Below are 16,737 nucleotides of genomic sequence, written 5' to 3'. Positions count from 1 at the left end.
CCTTCCTGGTGCGGTCAGCTGAGACCGACTCAGATGTCGAGGAAGCGGACGTCCTTGGCGTTGCGCTGGATGAAGGCGCGGCGGGCCTCGACGTCCTCGCCCATCAGGACGGAGAACAGGTCGTCGGCCTGGGCGGCGTCGTCCAGGGTGACCTGGCCGAGGACGCGGTGCTCCTGGTCCATCGTGGTGATGCGCAGTTCCTCGGCGTTCATCTCGCCGAGACCCTTGAAGCGCTGCACCGAGTCCTCACGAATGCGCTTGCCGGCGTTGCGGCCCATCTCGATCAGCGCGTCGCGCTCGCGGTCGGAGTACGCGTACTCGAAGTCGTCCTTGCCCCACTTGATCTTGTAGAGCGGGGGACGGGAGAGGTACACGTGCCCGGCCTCGACCAGCGGCCGCATGAAGCGGAACAGGAACGTCAGCAGCAGGGTGTTGATGTGCTGGCCGTCGACGTCGGCGTCCGCCATCAGGATGATCTTGTGATAGCGGAGCTTCTCGATGTCGAAGTCCTCGTGCACGCCGGTGCCGAACGCGGAGATCATCGCCTGGATCTCCTGGTTCTGCAGGATCCGGTCGATGCGCGCCTTCTCGACGTTGAGGATCTTGCCCCGGATCGGGAGGATCGCCTGGTACTCGGGGTTGCGGCCGGACTTGGCCGAGCCGCCGGCGGAGTCACCCTCGACGATGAAGATCTCGCACTTGGTCGGGTCGTTCGACTGGCAGTCGGACAGCTTGCCCGGCAGCGACGCCGTCTCCAGCAGGCCCTTGCGGCGCGTCAGGTCGCGCGCCTTGCGGGCCGCCACGCGCGCGGTGGCCGCCGCGATGCCCTTGCGGACGATGTCCGCGGCCTCGTTGGGGTTGCGGTCCAGCCAGTCGGCGAGGTGCTCGTAGACGACCTTCTGCACGAAGGTCTTCACCTCGGTGTTGCCCAGCTTGGTCTTGGTCTGGCCCTCGAACTGCGGCTCGCTCAGCTTGACCGAGATGATCGCGGTCAGGCCCTCGCGGATGTCGTCACCGGTGAGGTTGTCGTCCTTCTCGCGCAGCAGCTTCTTGTCGCGCGCGTACTTGTTGATGAGCGAGGTGAGCGCCGCACGGAAGCCCTCCTCGTGCGTACCGCCCTCGTGGGTGTGGATGATGTTGGCGAAGGAGTACACGCCCTCCGTGTAGCCGCCGTTCCACTGCATGGCGACCTCGAGCGACAGGTGCCGCTCCTTGTCCTCCGCCTCGAGGTCGATGACGGTGGGGTGGACCACCTCTCCCTTGCGGGAGTTGAGGTACTTCACGAAGTCGACGATGCCGCCCTCGTAGTGGTACGAGACGCTCTTGACCTCGTGCTTCTCGTCCTCGCCCGCCTCGTCCGCACCGGCGGTCGCCTTCGCCGACTCGCGCTCGTCGGTGAGGTTGATCCGCAGGCCCTTGTTGAGGAACGCCATCTCCTGGAAGCGCCGGGAGAGCGTCTCGAACGAGTAGTCCGTGGTCTCGAAGATGTCGCCGTCGGCCCAGAAGGTGACCGACGTGCCGGTCTCCTCGGTCGCCTCGTGCCGCTGGAGCGGCGCGGTGGGGACACCCAGCTTGTAGTCCTGCGTCCAGCGGTACCCGTCGGTCTTCACCTCGACGGCGACGCGCGTCGACAGCGCGTTGACCACGGACACGCCCACGCCGTGCAGACCGCCGGAGACCGCGTAACCGCCGCCGCCGAACTTGCCGCCCGCGTGCAGCACGGTGAGGACGACCTCGACGGCGGGCTTGCCCTCGGAGGGGACGATGCCCACGGGGATGCCACGGCCGTTGTCGACGACGCGGACGCCGCCGTCGTCCAGGATCGTCACGTCGATGGTGTCCGCGTGGCCGGCCAGCGCCTCGTCGACCGAGTTGTCGACGACCTCCTGCACCAGGTGGTGCAGGCCCCGCTCGCCCGTCGACCCGATGTACATGCCGGGTCGCTTGCGGACCGCGTCCAGGCCCTCGAGGACGGTGATGGCACTCGCGTCGTACGACGCGGCGTCTCCGGTCGAGGAGCCTGCCGCGTCGCCGGCGGCGGTGTCGGTGGACGGGATGTTCTCGTTGGGGTTGCCGGAATCGGCCACGAAGCGCCCTTTCTGGCACAGCACGAGCCAGGCTCGTCGGCAGGTTGCCGGAGCGGCTGCGGCATGTTGCGTTGGTAAGCCTTGATCAGCGTTGCTCAGCGTCTTCCCGGGCGGTCCCCACGATCGGGGCGGGATTGTCTTCCAGTCTACCGGTAGCACTGACATCGATGGGGGTTTGCGGGCACCTGAGTCCGCATGTGCCGCCCTGAACCGGCCTCGTCCGACTCCCGATATGCGGATGGGGGCTCCAGAGGCCCCACGAGGGCACTCAGCGCTTCCGGCCGTCAACCCTTGGCTACTTAGGAGTCAGGTGGCGATTCGTACCCCCGTGCGGGGGTACGGCGACGCGGGGCTCCGGCCCGCGAAAGCGGTGCTCGGACGCCCTGATGTGATGTCTCTCACGTGTGCGCGAAGAGGCGGGAAAAGCCCCCGGATCACCCGTACGTGTCGCCGGGACCGGTGCTGCCCGGGGCGCGCAGCGGCCCGTAACGGCGGGCCGGGCCGGTGGGGCCGACCACCTTGATCAGCCGCACGGTGCCGTGCCCGAGGTCGTCGTTGAGACGGGCCACCAGCGTCGGCGCCAGCAGCCGCAGATTGGTCGCCCAGGCCGTGGAGTCGCAGCGCACGACCAGCACCCGCTCGTCCTCGTCGTAGCGCTCGGGTTCGCAGTGCTTGGCGACGTCCTCGCCGACGATCTCCGGCCAGCGCCCCATCACGCCGCCGACCGCCGCGGGAGCCTCCCAGCCGCGCTCGGTGAGGAGCCGGTTGATCGCCGCGCCCAGCGCCATCGGATCGCGCCGGTCGGTGCGCGCGCCGGAGCGCAGGCCGCCGCGCCGTGCTTGCTTCTTCTGCTGCGCCGCGTCCCCACGCGCGCGTGCCGCCTCCCGGGCCGCGCGCAACGCCACGCGCGCCAGGTCGACGCCCGAGGGCTCGGGGTCCTTGCCGGTACCGCCGCCGGGCGGCTGCCGGCCGCTCACGCGCGCTCCACCGTCCCCTCGGACACGGCGAACCGCACGCCCGCCAGCACGTGCGGCACGTCGTCCTCGACGGCGGCCGTCACCAGCACCTGCTCACCGGGGGCCACCAGCTCGGCCAGCCGCTCCCGGCGGCGCGCGTCCAGCTCCGCGAAGACGTCGTCGAGCACCAGCACCGGCTCGTTGCCCTCGGCCCGCAGCAGGTCGTACGAGGCGAGACGCAGCGCCAGCGCGTACGACCACGACTCGCCGTGCGAGGCGTAGCCCTTGGCGGGCATCTGACCCAGCTTGAGCAGCAGGTCGTCGCGGTGCGGGCCGACCAGGGTGACCCCGCGCTCGATCTCCTGCTTGCGGGACTCCGCGAGCGCGGCCATCAGCTGCTCGAAGAGATCCTCACGGGTGTGCGCCTCGCCCGGCGCGGACGGCCTGTACTCCAGTGCCACCGGGCCGCCGCCGGGCGCGAGCTGCTCGTACGCCTTGTCGGCGAGCGGCTGGAGCGCGGTCACCAGGTCCAGGCGCCGCGCCAGGAGCTCGGCGCCCGCGTGGGCGAGGTGCTGGTCCCACACGTCGAGCGTGGAGAGGTCCAGGGTGCGGCCGCCGTGCCGACGGGCCAGCGCCGCCGACTTCAGCAGCGTGTTGCGCTGCTTGAGCACCCGGTCGTAGTCGGAGCGCACGCCCGCCATGCGCGGGGAGCGCGCGGTGATCAGCTCGTCCAGGAACCGCCGGCGCTCACCCGGATCGCCCTTCACCAGCGCCAGGTCCTCGGGCGCGAACAGCACGGTCCGCACGATGCCCAGCACGTCACGCGGCCTGACCTGCGAGGACCGGTTGATGCGGGCGCGGTTGGCGCGGCCCGGGTTGAGCTCCAGCTCCACCAGCTGCTGCCGTTCGCCCTGCCGGACCTGGGCCCGGACGATCGCGCGCTCGGCTCCCATGCGCACCAGCGGGGCGTCGGAGGACACCCGGTGGCTGCCGAGGGTGGCGAGGTAGCCGACCGCCTCGACGAGGTTCGTCTTGCCCTGTCCGTTGGGACCGACGAAGGCCGTCACCCCGGGGTCGAGCGGAACCTCGACCCGGGGGTAGGAGCGGAAGTCGGCCAGCGACAGATGCGTGACGTGCATGGTCGTTCCACCGACCTCCTCCGGCGTTGTGGACCGCCGTGCGGTCCTGTGGACAGTGGACGTCCCTGTGGACTACTTCTTCTCGACCGCGTGGCCGCCGAACTGATTCCGCAGCGCCGCGATCATCTTCATCTGCGGCGAGTCCTCCTGGCGCGAGGCAAACCGCGCGAACAGCGAGGCCGTGATCGCCGGGAGCGGCACCGCGTTGTCGATGGCGGCCTCCACAGTCCAGCGTCCCTCACCGGAGTCCTGTGCATAACCCCGGAGCCCGTCCAGGTGCTCGTCCTCGTCGAGGGCGTTGACCGCCAGGTCCAGCAGCCAGGAGCGGATGACGGTGCCCTCCTGCCAGGAGCGGAACACCTCCCGGACGTCGGTCACCGAATCGACCTTCTCCAGCAGCTCCCAGCCCTCTGCGTAGGCCTGCATCATGGCGTACTCGATGCCGTTGTGGACCATCTTGGCGAAGTGGCCCGCGCCGACCTTGCCGGCGTGCACCGAGCCGAAGTCGCCCTCCGGCTTGAGGGCGTCGAATATCGGCTGCACCTTGGCGACGTCCTCCTCGGAGCCGCCGTACATCAGCGCGTAGCCGTTCTCCAGGCCCCAGACGCCGCCGGAGACACCGCAGTCGACGAAGCCGATGCCCTTGGCCGCCAGCTCCGCGGCGTGCTTCTCGTCGTCGGTCCAGCGGGAGTTGCCGCCGTCCACCACGACGTCGCCGGGCTCCAGCAGCTCGGCGAGCTCGTCGACGGTGGACTGGGTCGCCTCGCCGGCCGGGACCATCACCCACACCACGCGGGGGCCGCTGAGCTTGCCCACAAGCTCCTGCAGGCTGTGGACGTCGGCGAGGTCCGGGTTGCGGTCGTAACCGAAGACGGTGTGCCCTGCGCGGCGCAGCCGCTCGCGCATGTTGCCGCCCATCTTGCCGAGGCCGACGAGACCGAGCTCCATCAGATGCGTTCCTTAGGTATGCGACGGGACGTGACGGCACTTGCGTACCGGCGTCCGAGCCTAAACCCGGACGCGCGCGCACATCTGTGGGCATACGCGCTCACACGCCCGTCCCCACCTTCGGCTTCGCCGCGGCCGTGGATCAGCCGCTGAGCCGCACCGGCATGATCAGGTACTTGTATGCCTCGTCCGCCTCCGCGTCCGTCGCCGGGCGGCCGCTGAGCAGCGCCGGCTTGGTGGACGTGGTGAACGACAGCTGGGCCACCGGGGAGTCGATGGCGCTCAGGCCGTCCAGCAGGAACGTCGGGTTGAAGGCGATGGAGATGTCGTCGCCCTCGAGCTGGGCGTCGACCCTTTCCACAGCCTGTGCGTCGTCGCTGGAACCGGCCTCCAGGATGAGCACGCCCTGCTCGAAGCTCAGCCGCACCGGGGTGTTGCGCTCGGCGACCAGGGCCACGCGCTTCACGGCCTCCACGAAGGGGGCGGTCTCGATCACGGCGACGCTGTTGAACTCCGTCGGGAACAGCGTGCGGTACTTCGGGAGGTCCCCCTCCAGCAGGCGCGTGGTGGTGCGCCGGCCCGCGCCTTCGAAGCCGATCAGACCCTCGCCGGCGCCGGAGCCGGACAGCGCCAGGGTCACCTGATCGCCGCTGGTCAGCGCCTTGGCGGTGTCCAGCAGGGTCTTGGCGGGCACCAGGGCGACCGCGGAGGCCTCCGGGTTCTCCGGCTTCCACAGGAACTCGCGGACCGCGAAGCGGTAGCGGTCGGTGGAGGCGAGCGTCACCGTGTCGCCCTCGATCTCGATGCGCACACCGGTGAGGACGGGGAGGGTGTCGTCGCGGCCGGCCGCGATGGCGACCTGCTGCACGGCGGAGGCGAACACCTCGCCGGGAACCGTGCCCGTCGCGTTCGGCATCTGCGGCAGGGCCGGGTACTCCTCCACAGGCAGTGTGTGGAGCGTGAACCGCGAGGAGCCGCAGACCACCGTCGCCCGTACACCGTCTGTGGAAATCTCCACGGGGCGGTTGGGCAGGGCGCGGGAGATGTCGGCCAGCAGGCGGCCGGAGACCAGGACCGTGCCCTCCTCCTCGACCTCGGCCTCCACCGACACGCGCGCGGAGACCTCGTAGTCGAAGCTGGACAGGCTCAGCTGGCCGTCGTCTGCCTTGAGCAGCAGGCCGGCGAGGACAGGCGCCGGCGGACGGGCCGGGAGGCTGCGAGCCGCCCAGGCCACTGCCTCCGCGAGTACGTCGCGTTCCACCCGGATCTTCACTGTTGCCGCCTCCTGCTGTTGCCGGCGCTTCTCGCCCTGCCTGGCTTTCGTCGTCTGACTCGGTGTCGTCGGCCCCGGGGAGGGGAAGGACACCGGGGTCCAGTCTGACGCACCGCACTGACACTAGGCGCCCCTCGGGTCAAGTCGTGACGAGGGGCGGGCGAGGGCCGGACGGCCGGTTGTGCACAGGACCCCCTTCGAAACGGTTTCCTCGCTCTCTATGGTCGGGAGTAGTAGTAGGGCCTGTGGATACCGTGGATAACCTCGTTTGCACAGCTCAGCGCCGGTTTTTTGTCCACGGGTCCTGTGGGCGGAAGCCGTGGACAACCAGGCCTTGCTGTGGAGAACGGAAAGTTCTGCACATCCCGTGCACAGGGGAGGCCGAGTTCTCCCCAGCCGCGTCCCCAGGTTTGCGCTTCTTTCCCACAGCCCCCTTGGGCAGCCCGATGTGACGGCTTTCACTCGGTCCGGTGATGAGCCGCGTCGCGTTGCCGAACAGTGGACAGTCATGTGGAGAAGCGGCCGATCACTGGGGACAACCGGCCACAGCCTGTGGGAAGCCCGTGGACAACTCGATGCACAGGCTGTGGAGCATCTTGTTGTCCACAGCCTGTGGAGATCCTTCGTCCACGAATCCACAGGCGGATGACCTGCGCGGACAGCTTCTCACCGGAGGAGGCTGTGGACGGAGTCGGGACAACTTTCCGATCCCCAGCGTGTGGACGGGAAAAAGTCACCGAATCTGTGGAGGACGGCCGTGTCCCGCCGCGGAAATCGAACACCGCGGTACGCCTCAGCGTCGCGGCCGGAGAGCCGGGACACGAAGAAGGGCGCCCCGGGATCTCTCCAGGGGCGCCCTCGCGTGCTGCGTGTGGGCCGTCAGCCGGCCTTGATGCGGTTGGTCAGTTCGGTGACCTGGTTGTAGATGGAGCGCCGCTCGGCCATCAGATTGCGGATCTTCCGGTCGGCGTGCATCACCGTCGTGTGGTCCCGCCCGCCGAACAGCGCGCCGATCTTCGGCAGCGACAGGTCCGTCAGCTCACGGCAGAGGTACATGGCGATCTGCCGGGCGGTCACCAGCGCGCGCCCGCGTGAGGTGCCGCACAGGTCCTCGACGGTGAGGCCGAAGTAGTCGGCGGTCGCGCTCATGATGGCCGTCGAGGTGATCTCCGGGGCCGAGTCGTCGCCCCCGGGCATCAGGTCCTTGAGGACGATCTCCGTCAGCCCGAGGTCCACCGGCTGCCGGTTGAGCGACGCGAAGGCCGTCACCCGGATCAGCGCGCCCTCCAGCTCCCTGATGTTGCGGGAGATCCGGGAGGCGATGAACTCCAGCACCTCCGGCGGGGCGTTGAGCTGCTCCTGCACCGCCTTCTTGCGCAGGATCGCGATGCGCGTCTCCAGTTCCGGCGGCTGGACGTCGGTGATCAGACCCCACTCGAAACGGTTCCGCAGCCGGTCCTCCAGCGTCACCAGCTGCTTGGGCGGCCGGTCGCTGGACAGCACGATCTGTTTGTTGGCGTTGTGGAGCGTGTTGAACGTGTGGAAGAACTCCTCCTGCGTCGACTCCTTGTCCGCCAGGAACTGGATGTCGTCGACGAGCAGGATGTCCATCTCGCGGTAGCGCTTGCGGAAGCTGTCGCCCTTGCCGTCGCGGATGGAGTTGATGAACTCGTTGGTGAACTCCTCCGAGCTCACGTACCGCACGCGCGTGCCCGGGTAGAGGCTCCGCGCGTAGTGCCCGATCGCGTGCAGCAGATGCGTCTTGCCGAGGCCCGACTCGCCGTAGATGAACAAGGGGTTGTACGCCTTCGCCGGCGCCTCCGCGACGGCCACCGCGGCCGCGTGCGCGAAGCGGTTGGACGCGCCGATGACGAACGTGTCGAAGAGGTACTTCGGGTTCAGCCGCGCGGTCGGCTCACCGGGACCCGTCGCCGGGGCGGGCTGCGCCGCCAGAGGGCCGGGCGCGCCGGTCGTGGGCAGGTTCGGGCCGACCGGGCCGCCGCGGTGGACGTGCCCCGAGCCGGGCGGCGGCTCGGGCAGGTCGCGGCGCCGGTCGTCCCGCTGGTCGTAGTCGCCGCGCGACGTGTCGTAGTCGGAGCGCTGGTCGTAGGACGGACGCTCCACAGGCTGGGGACGGTAGTCCTGGGAGGACGGACCGCCGTAGGTGTCCGAGCCGTACGCGTCCTGCGTGCCGTACGGATCCGGCGAGCCGTACGCGTCCTGCTGCGGGGAGCCGTAGGCGTCCTGGGACGACGGCGAGGCGTACGGGTCCCGGTCGGGGAAGCCGAGCCGCTGCTGCTGCCAGCCGTAGTCGTCCTGCGAGGGACGCGGCCAGGAGCCGGGCTCGGGGCGCTGGTACTCCGACGGGTAGGCGGGCCGCGCGGAGGGCAGACGGTCGTCCGGCCGGCCCTGCTGCTGGTCGCCGTGGCGACGGTCGTATCCGCCGTACCCCTCGTACGGCTCGCGGTCCTGGTACGGCTCGCGGTCCTGCCGGTCGCGGTGGTCCGGGCGCTCCGGGTGGACGGAGGGCAGCTCCGGCTCCTCGTAGCGCGGCTGTGGACGGGGAGCGGGCGCGGGCGTGGCGGGCGGCTCGCCGGCGGTCTCGTCGACCGTGATGGCGATGCGGATAGGGCGGCCGCACTCGCGGCTCAGGGACTCGCTGACCACCGGGGCCAGCCGGCCCTCGAGCACGCCCTTGGCGAACTCGTTCGGCACGGCGAGCAGGGCGGTGTCGGCGACCAGGGCCAGCGGCTGGCAGCGCCGGATCCAGTGCTCGTCCTTGCTCTCGACACCTTGTCCACGGCCCTCGCCGAGCAGTTGCTCCAGTACGCGTGGCCACACTGCGGCAAGATCGGCAGGTACGTCAGCCACAGGGCACGCTCTCTCACAGGTCCCTCGATCGTGTGACGCGAGGGACGGGTCGGGATGTAAATCGGGTGGTGGGGGGTCAAGGGAACGAATCGGGGTCCCGTCACGGTAGTCAGCGCGACCGGTACGGTTCAAGTTGTTGTCCCCAGGCTGTGGACAAGTGTCTCCCGGCAGCCACCGGTTTGACCGAATGACACGGCCGCGCGTACCGTAACGAGGTCGAGTTGTCGATGGCTGCTGCCGCCTGCCTCCGATGGGCACAGATCGCGCAAGATGATCGGTCAGCGGTGCACTCGGGCGTAACGCGAGCTACTCGTGGGCGCACGGTGACAGCCAGGACGGCACCCCGCAAACACCGATTCTTTCTGGAGCCCCCGAGTGAGCAAGCGCACCTTCCAGCCGAACAACCGTCGTCGCGCCAAGACCCACGGCTTCCGGCTGCGTATGCGCACCCGTGCCGGCCGCGCGATTCTCGCGTCCCGCCGCAGCAAGGGTCGCGCCCGTCTGTCCGCCTGATCCCGGTCAGGTCATGACGTCGTGCTGCCCACCGAGAACCGGCTGAGGCGGCGCGAGGACTTCGCGACCGCGGTACGACGAGGACGCCGGGCCGGGCGCCAGTGCCTCGTCGTCCACCTTCACAGCGGTGCAACGGACCCGCATGCGCCTGGGGAGAGCGCTCCCCCGACGCGTGCGGGTTTCGTCGTGAGCAAGGCCGTGGGCGGATCGGTGGTGCGCAACAAGGTGAAGCGGAGGCTTCGCCATCTGATGCGCGAACGAGTCGACCAGCTGCCCCCCGGTAGCCTGGTAGTGGTACGAGCGCTGCCCGCCGCGGGCGACGCCGACCACGCACAGCTGGCCCGAGACCTGGACGCCGCTCTGCAGCGGCTGCTGGGAGGGGGCGCGCGATGAAGTACCCGCTGCTGGCCCTGATCAAGCTCTACCAGTGGACGATCAGTCCACTGCTGGGCCCGGTGTGCAAGTACTACCCGTCGTGCTCCCACTACGGCTACACGGCCATCGACCGGCACGGCGCCGTCAAGGGAACAGCACTCACGGCCTGGCGCATCCTGCGGTGCAATCCGTGGTCGCTGGGCGGCGTGGACCATGTCCCGCCGCGCAGGCGTCCGCGGTGGCACGAAATGCTGCGCAACGCCTGGCGTGCACGCAAGGGCGGGACCTCCGCCGCCGAACCGGCCACCGACGGGCAGGCTTCTCCCACAAGTCCTACGAGTCCCTCGGGCCCGGCCGCAGAGACCTCGTCCCATGCCCAAGGAGCATGATTAGTGGACACGATTGCCAGCCTCTTCAGCTTCATCACGACACCTGTCTCCTGGGTCATCGTCCAGTTCCACAGCGTGTACGGCTCCCTCTTCGGGCCTGACACAGGATGGGCCTGGGGCCTGTCCATCGTGTCCCTGGTGATTCTCATCCGCATCTGCCTGATCCCGCTCTTCGTGAAGCAGATCAAGGCGACGCGTGCCATGCAGACGCTCCAGCCGGAGATGAAGAAGATCCAGGAGCGCTACAAGAACGACAAGCAGCGCCAGTCCGAAGAGATGATGAAGCTCTACAAGGAGACGGGCACCAACCCGCTCTCCTCGTGTCTTCCCATCCTGGCGCAGTCGCCGTTCTTCTTCGCCCTCTACCACGTGCTCAACAGCATCGCGTCGAACGACACCATCGGCGTGATCAACGAGCGACTGCTGGAGAGCGCGCAGAAGGCCCACATCTTCGGTGCCCCGCTCGCCGCGAAGTTCACGGACAGCCCGGACAAGGTCGAGGCGCTGAACTCGTCGCTGACCGATGTACGTGTCGTCACGGCGATCATGATCGTCCTGATGTCGCTGTCGCAGTTCTACACGCAGCGCCAGCTGATGACGAAGAACGTCGACACCACGGTGAAGACGCCGTTCATGCAGCAGCAGAAGATGCTGATGTACGTCTTCCCCGTCATCTTCGCCGTCTTCGGCATCAACTTCCCGGTCGGTGTCCTCGTCTACTGGCTGACCACCAACGTGTGGACCATGGGCCAGCAGATGTACGTCATCCACAACAACCCGACCCCGGGTTCCAAGGCTCAGGCCGCCTACCTCGAGCGCCTCCACAAGAAGGTCACCACCCACGGCGGGACCCGGGGCCGCGGCCAGCGGGCCATCGTCAAGGCCATCGTCGCCAAGGGCCGGGACCGCAACGAGCACGAGCGCAAGTTCATCAACGGCCTGAACAAGGCCGGCCTCGCCGCCCAGGCCGACGGCACTGTGATCAAGAGCGAGAGCAGCGCCGCCGCCCAGGCCGAGGACGGTACGACGACCACCGTCGCCCCCAAGCGGCAGCAGCCCAAGCGGCAGCCCAAGTCGAAGCGCCAGGCCGGCGTGGCCAAGCCGGCGGGTGAGCCCACCTCGCTGACCAAGGCCGACGATCCGCAGGACGCCACGCCCGCTGCCAAGAAGGGCAACGCCAAGCCCGCCGGCAACGGCACCCGCAGCAGGGCCCAGTCCGGACAGCGCAAGGGCCCGCAGCGGCCCAAGTCCCCGTCGAAGAAGTAAGAAGGAGTCCATCCCGTGACGGAAGGCACCACCGCGGCCGCTGCCGAGGGCACAGACACCCTGACCCGCCTGGAGCAGGAGGGCGAGATCGCGGCGGACTACCTGGAGGGTCTGCTCGACATCGCCGACCTCGACGGCGACATCGACATGGACGTCGAGGCCGACCGCGCCTCTGTCTCGATCATCAGCGACACGGACAGCCGCGATCTGCAGAAGCTGGTCGGCCGTGACGGCGAGGTGCTGGAGGCCCTTCAGGAGCTCACGCGCCTCGCGGTCCACCGGGAGACCGGTGACCGCAGCCGCCTGATGCTCGACATCGCCGGCTACCGCGCCCGCAAGCGCACCGAGCTGGCCGACCTGGGCGCCAAGGCCGCGGCCGAGGCGAAGAGCAGCGGTCAGCCCGTGCGGCTCGACCCGATGACCCCGTTCGAGCGCAAGGTCGTGCACGACGCGATCAAGGCGGCCGGCCTGCGCAGTGAGTCCGAGGGCGAGGAGCCGCAGCGCTTCGTCGTCGTGCTTCCCGCCTGATCGGCTCACCGTTCCACCGGCCCCGTCTGTTGCGCAGGCGGGGCCGCTCTTTGTCAACCTGATAGTTCTGGTTCTGGTTCTGGTGCCGGCGTCCGCGTCGGCACGGTACGGAAGGACGGTCCCCCGTGACGGAGGCAGCGGAGCTTCCCCCCGCGCCCGAGCAGGCCCGCGAGGTGTTCGGTGAACGCTTCGCGGACGCAGTCCGGTATGCCGAGCTGCTCGCCGAGGCGGGCGTCCAGCGCGGTCTGATCGGCCCGCGTGAGGTGCCCCGCCTGTGGGAGCGGCATCTGCTGAACTGCGCGGTGCTCTCGGAGGTCGTACCCGAGGGTGTCACCGTGTGCGACGTCGGCTCGGGGGCCGGTCTGCCGGGCATTCCGCTCGCTCTGGTCCGGGAGGACCTGAAGATCACCCTGCTGGAGCCGCTGCTCCGCCGCACCAACTTCCTGACCGAGGTCGTGGAACTGCTCGGCCTGGATCATGTGACCGTTGTGCGCGGACGCGCCGAGGAGGTCATGGGCAAGCTGCCTCCGGTGCACGTGGTGACCGCACGCGCCGTGGCGCCGCTCGACCGCCTGGCCACCTGGGGCATCCCCCTGCTGCGGCCGTACGGGGAAATGCTTGCGCTCAAGGGCGACACCGCGGAGGAGGAGCTGAAGAGCGCTGCCACCGCACTGACCAAGCTCGGCGCCGTGACGACGTCGATCGTGCACGTGGGTGAGGGCATGGTGGACCCCCTGTCCACAGTGGTACGGGTCGAGGTCGGAGAGAGCCCCGGCGGTGTGCGCTTCGCCGCCAAACGCGCCAAGGCCGCCCGCACCGGACGGGCCCGGCGTCGACGCGGATAGCCGTATGTCCCTCGCTGTGGAGTGCGAGGGTTCTGGTGCGGCAATGTCACGCATCGGGACGACGTGCCCGGCCGTCGAGGCCGGGCGTACTCCACACAAGCTGCCCAACCCGCGCATGCCGGAGTGTCGTGGCAGTACCGCCTCCGCTGCTGTGCATCGTGTTTCACGTGAAACGTCGCTCACTGCTGCACGGCATCATCAGTCGGGGCCGCGCTGCGGCCGAACCTCGTGAACGGAAGCCCCTCGGCTCCCTCGACGAGAGCTCAGCTCCCCGCGAGTCGTCCCCTTCACGAGGTACGGAGTTGTCCACAGAGGTGGATTTCTCCACAGAACGTCAGACCTCACTGGTTCGCGACCCCGAAGGCATGGGAGGCTCTGTTCATTGCGAGCCTGAAGTCGAGGAGAGTGAATCCTTGCGGTCCGACGCCAACATCGCGGGACCGATGACCGATCCGGTCCCCGGTCCCCGTACCGAATCGATGGGGGCGGATGTTTCACGTGAAACACCGCCTCCGATGGACGACACTCCCATCGGTCGCGCTGCCCAACTGGCGGTGGAGGCTCTGGGCCGTGCCGGAGAAGGGCTGCCGCGGCCCGAGCAGACCCGCGTCATCGTGGTCGCCAACCAGAAGGGCGGTGTCGGAAAGACGACGACCACCGTCAATCTGGCCGCTTCGCTCGCTCTGCACGGCGCCCGTGTCCTGGTGATCGACCTCGACCCGCAGGGCAACGCATCCACCGCCCTGGGGATCGACCACCATGCCGAGGTGCCCTCCATCTACGACGTGCTGGTGGAGAGCAAGCCGCTGGCAGGGGTCGTCCAGCCCGTCCCCGATGTCGAGGGCCTCTTCTGCGCCCCCGCCACCATCGATCTTGCCGGTGCGGAGATCGAACTGGTGTCGCTCGTGGCACGGGAGAGTCGACTGCAGCGGGCCATTCAGGCCTACGAGCAGCCGCTGGACTACATCCTCATCGACTGCCCGCCGTCGCTCGGTCTCCTCACGGTCAACGCCCTGGTGGCGGGCCAGGAGGTGCTGATCCCGATCCAGTGCGAGTACTACGCGCTGGAAGGACTCGGTCAGCTGCTGCGCAACGTCGACCTGGTTCGAGGGCACCTCAACCCCGCTCTGCACGTCTCGACCATCCTGCTCACCATGTACGACGGCCGGACGCGGCTCGCCTCCCAGGTCGCGGAGGAGGTACGCACCCACTTCGGCGACGAGGTCCTGCGCACCAGCATCCCCCGTTCCGTCCGTATCTCCGAGGCCCCGAGCTACGGGCAGACGGTGCTGACTTACGATCCTGGATCGAGCGGTGCTCTCTCGTACTTCGAGGCGGCACGCGAGATCGCGCTGAGAGGCGTCGGAGTCCGGTACGACGCGTCGCAGGCGCACATCGGCGTACAGCAGACTGATCCGAACATGGTGGAGGGCGTGCAGTGAGTGAGCGACGGAGGGGGCTGGGTCGTGGGCTCGCAGCACTGATCCCCGCTGCCCCGACAGAGAAGACGGTGCCCCCGGCCGCGGTGGGCGGGACGGCCTCCCCGTCGCCCGCAGCGATTCCGGTACTGCCGAACGAGCGTGGAGTGGCGGCCGCGAAGGTGGCCACGCTGGCTTCTGTTTCACGTGAAACGGAGGAGGCCGCAGCCGCGAGCTCTTCGGTGCCGGCCCCGCCGATGGGGGCGCACTTCGCTGAAATCCCCCTCGACGCCATTACGCCGAACCCGCGGCAGCCTCGGGACGTCTTCGACGAGGACGCCCTGGCCGAACTGATCACCTCCATCAAGGAGGTCGGTCTGCTTCAGCCCGTCGTCGTGCGGCAGGCGGGCGGCGGCCGCTATGAGCTGATCATGGGCGAGCGCCGGTGGCGTGCCTGCCGTGAGGCCGGACTCGACGCCATCCCGGCCATCGTGCGGGCCACGGAGGACGAGAAGCTCCTCCTGGACGCGCTGCTGGAGAACCTGCACCGTGCCCAGCTGAATCCGCTGGAAGAGGCTGCCGCCTACGACCAGCTGCTCAAGGACTTCAACTGCACGCACGACCAACTGGCCGACCGCATCGGCCGGTCCCGCCCGCAGGTGTCCAACACCCTGCGTCTGCTGAAGCTGTCCCCGACCGTTCAGCGCCGGGTGGCCGCCGGAGTGCTCTCCGCCGGGCACGCCCGCGCGCTGCTGTCCGTCGAGGACTCCGAGGAACAGGACCGTCTGGCTCACCGCATCGTGGCCGAGGGCCTCTCGGTACGGGCCGTCGAGGAGATCGTGACCCTGATGGGCTCGCGGCCTCAGAAGGCTCAGCGGTCCAAGGGCCCCCGCGCGGGCGCCCGGGTGTCGCCGGCCCTGTCCGAACTGGCGACGCGCCTCTCGGATCGCTTCGAGACGCGGGTGAAGGTCGACCTCGGTCAGAAGAAGGGCAAGATCACCGTCGAGTTCGCCTCGATGGAGGACCTGGAGCGCATCCTCGGCACCCTCGCCCCCGGAGAGGGCCCGGTGCTCCAGAAGAGCATCGTGGACGAGAACGACGCCGAGGAGACCGATTCCTGAAGAGTCGCTCCGCCCGGCCTGAAGCCGGCCAGGGCGGGCCGTGTCCGGTACGCACCGGACACGGCCCGCCCTTTGCCTTGTGCCGGTATCGAGGGAATCGCTTCATGGATACGATGCGTTCGTATATGGCGCATCCACCCGGCAACACCTCTGAGAGCTAGGCAGGGGCCATGCGAATGACGAGCCGCACCGGACTGATGAGCGCGGGGCTGGGGGTGGGCGTCGTCAGTGGCTTCATCGGCAGCCTGCTCAGAGAACGGAGTGCTCTGACCGCCGCCCGTGTGGCAGCGGGCCAAGGAAGCGAGGAACAGCCTTCATGGGCCGTCGGCTCGTACCGCTCACGCTGGACAACCTTCCGGACCTCCCCCAGCGCTGCCGCTCGTGTGTCTTCTGGGAGCTCGACCCGGTCAGCGGCGAGGCAGCGGTAAAGGCGGGCACCGCAGAGCTCGAGAAGGAGTCCTGGATTTCGGCCGTCCTTCTCGACTGGGGCTCCTGCGGACGCGTCGTCTACGTGGACGAGGTGCCCGTGGGCTACGTGCTCTACGCGCCCCCCGCCTATGTGCCCCGCTCCACCGCGTTCCCCACCAGTCCGGTGTCCCCCGACGCGGTGCAGCTGATGACCGCGTTCATCCTCCCCGACTACCAGGGGCAGGGGCTCGGCCGCGTGATGGTCCAGACAGTGGCGAAGGATCTGCTGCGGCGGGGCTTCAAGGCGATCGAGGCTTTCGGTGACGCCCGGTGGAAGGAGTCGGCCTGTGTGCTGCCCGCGGACCATCTGCTCGCCGTGGGCTTCAAGACGGTCCGTCAGCACCCCGCCTATCCCCGGCTGCGGTTGGAGCTGAGGTCGACGCTCTCCTGGAAGGAAGACGTGGAGATGGCGCTCGACCGACTGCTCGGGGCGGTGCAGAAGGAGCCGGCCCTGCGACCGCTCTGACCTCGCTCACACGAATGGGCCGACCCAAGCGGGTCGGCCCATTCGTGTTTCACGTGAAACATGCACCGCCGTCG

General features: G+C 69.0%; 15 protein-coding genes. 9 read left to right on the top strand and 6 right to left on the bottom strand.

The features are described from left to right. Positions 1–29: 29 nt before the first annotated feature. From gyrB to dnaA, 6 genes are all read right to left on the bottom strand, one after another. The gene (gene gyrB, locus ACIQ8B_RS03745) at positions 30–2,087 is read right to left on the bottom strand and encodes a DNA topoisomerase (ATP-hydrolyzing) subunit B (protein ID WP_403545005.1); all 2,058 of its coding nucleotides are present in this window, start codon (positions 2,085–2,087) and stop codon (positions 30–32) included. A 434-nt stretch (positions 2,088–2,521) separates the two neighbouring features. Next, complete coding sequence (locus ACIQ8B_RS03740; RefSeq protein ID WP_106413385.1) at positions 2,522–3,064, bottom strand: DUF721 domain-containing protein; 543 nt, start codon at positions 3,062–3,064, stop codon at positions 2,522–2,524. Further along, on the bottom strand, positions 3,061–4,182 hold the full coding sequence (gene recF / locus ACIQ8B_RS03735) for a DNA replication/repair protein RecF (protein WP_403545003.1): 1,122 nt from the start codon (positions 4,180–4,182) through the stop codon (positions 3,061–3,063). The genes ACIQ8B_RS03740 and recF overlap by 4 nt, the downstream gene beginning before the upstream one ends. A 72-nt stretch (positions 4,183–4,254) precedes the next feature. After that, positions 4,255–5,130 carry a phosphogluconate dehydrogenase (NAD(+)-dependent, decarboxylating) gene (gnd, locus tag ACIQ8B_RS03730; protein WP_106413387.1) on the bottom strand — a complete coding sequence of 292 codons (876 nt, stop codon included), beginning with the start codon at positions 5,128–5,130 and terminating at the stop codon, positions 4,255–4,257. Between the two features lie 142 nt (positions 5,131–5,272). Continuing rightward, a complete protein-coding gene (gene dnaN / locus ACIQ8B_RS03725) occupies positions 5,273–6,403 on the bottom strand; it encodes a DNA polymerase III subunit beta (RefSeq protein ID WP_106413388.1) in 1,131 nt (376 codons plus the stop codon). A gap of 879 nt (positions 6,404–7,282) precedes the next feature. Then, positions 7,283–9,274, bottom strand: a complete 1,992-nt coding sequence (gene dnaA, locus ACIQ8B_RS03720) for a chromosomal replication initiator protein DnaA (RefSeq protein ID WP_365416313.1) — start codon at positions 9,272–9,274, stop codon at positions 7,283–7,285. A gap of 375 nt (positions 9,275–9,649) precedes the next feature. Between dnaA and rpmH the strand changes: the two genes are divergently transcribed. The 9 genes from rpmH to ACIQ8B_RS03675 all read left to right on the top strand — a co-directional run bounded on the left by rpmH (position 9,650) and on the right by ACIQ8B_RS03675 (position 16,663). Then, positions 9,650–9,787, top strand: coding sequence for a 50S ribosomal protein L34 (rpmH, locus tag ACIQ8B_RS03715; RefSeq protein WP_003956500.1), 138 nt, complete (start codon positions 9,650–9,652; stop codon positions 9,785–9,787). Positions 9,788–9,808: 21 nt separating this feature from the next. Further along, on the top strand, positions 9,809–10,180 hold the full coding sequence (rnpA, locus tag ACIQ8B_RS03710) for a ribonuclease P protein component (RefSeq protein WP_106413390.1): 372 nt from the start codon (positions 9,809–9,811) through the stop codon (positions 10,178–10,180). Next, the gene (gene yidD, locus ACIQ8B_RS03705) at positions 10,177–10,551 is read left to right on the top strand and encodes a membrane protein insertion efficiency factor YidD (protein ID WP_290002371.1); all 375 of its coding nucleotides are present in this window, start codon (positions 10,177–10,179) and stop codon (positions 10,549–10,551) included. The genes rnpA and yidD overlap by 4 nt, the downstream gene beginning before the upstream one ends. A 3-nt stretch (positions 10,552–10,554) precedes the next feature. Then, entirely contained in the window at positions 10,555–11,817 is a 1,263-nt protein-coding gene (gene yidC / locus ACIQ8B_RS03700; protein WP_290002368.1) for a membrane protein insertase YidC, read from the top strand. Positions 11,818–11,832: 15 nt separating this feature from the next. Then, positions 11,833–12,345: a R3H domain-containing nucleic acid-binding protein gene (locus tag ACIQ8B_RS03695; protein WP_290002365.1), complete on the top strand. Its 513-nt coding sequence runs from the start codon at positions 11,833–11,835 to the stop codon at positions 12,343–12,345. Between the two features lie 125 nt (positions 12,346–12,470). Then, positions 12,471–13,190, top strand: a complete 720-nt coding sequence (rsmG, locus tag ACIQ8B_RS03690) for a 16S rRNA (guanine(527)-N(7))-methyltransferase RsmG (protein ID WP_403544998.1) — start codon at positions 12,471–12,473, stop codon at positions 13,188–13,190. 365 nt (positions 13,191–13,555) lie between these two features. Next, a complete protein-coding gene (locus ACIQ8B_RS03685; RefSeq protein WP_403545461.1) occupies positions 13,556–14,632 on the top strand; it encodes a ParA family protein in 1,077 nt (358 codons plus the stop codon). After that, positions 14,629–15,729, top strand: coding sequence for a ParB/RepB/Spo0J family partition protein (locus ACIQ8B_RS03680; protein ID WP_403544996.1), 1,101 nt, complete (start codon positions 14,629–14,631; stop codon positions 15,727–15,729). The genes ACIQ8B_RS03685 and ACIQ8B_RS03680 overlap by 4 nt, the downstream gene beginning before the upstream one ends. 316 nt (positions 15,730–16,045) lie before the next feature. Next, positions 16,046–16,663: a GNAT family N-acetyltransferase gene (locus tag ACIQ8B_RS03675; protein WP_290002357.1), complete on the top strand. Its 618-nt coding sequence runs from the start codon at positions 16,046–16,048 to the stop codon at positions 16,661–16,663. Positions 16,664–16,737 lie beyond the last annotated feature (74 nt).

This window comes from Streptomyces sp. NPDC096105 (genome assembly GCF_044763335.1).
GTDB lineage: Bacteria > Actinomycetota > Actinomycetes > Streptomycetales > Streptomycetaceae > Streptomyces.
This window is presented reverse-complemented; position numbering and strand designations above follow the sequence as displayed.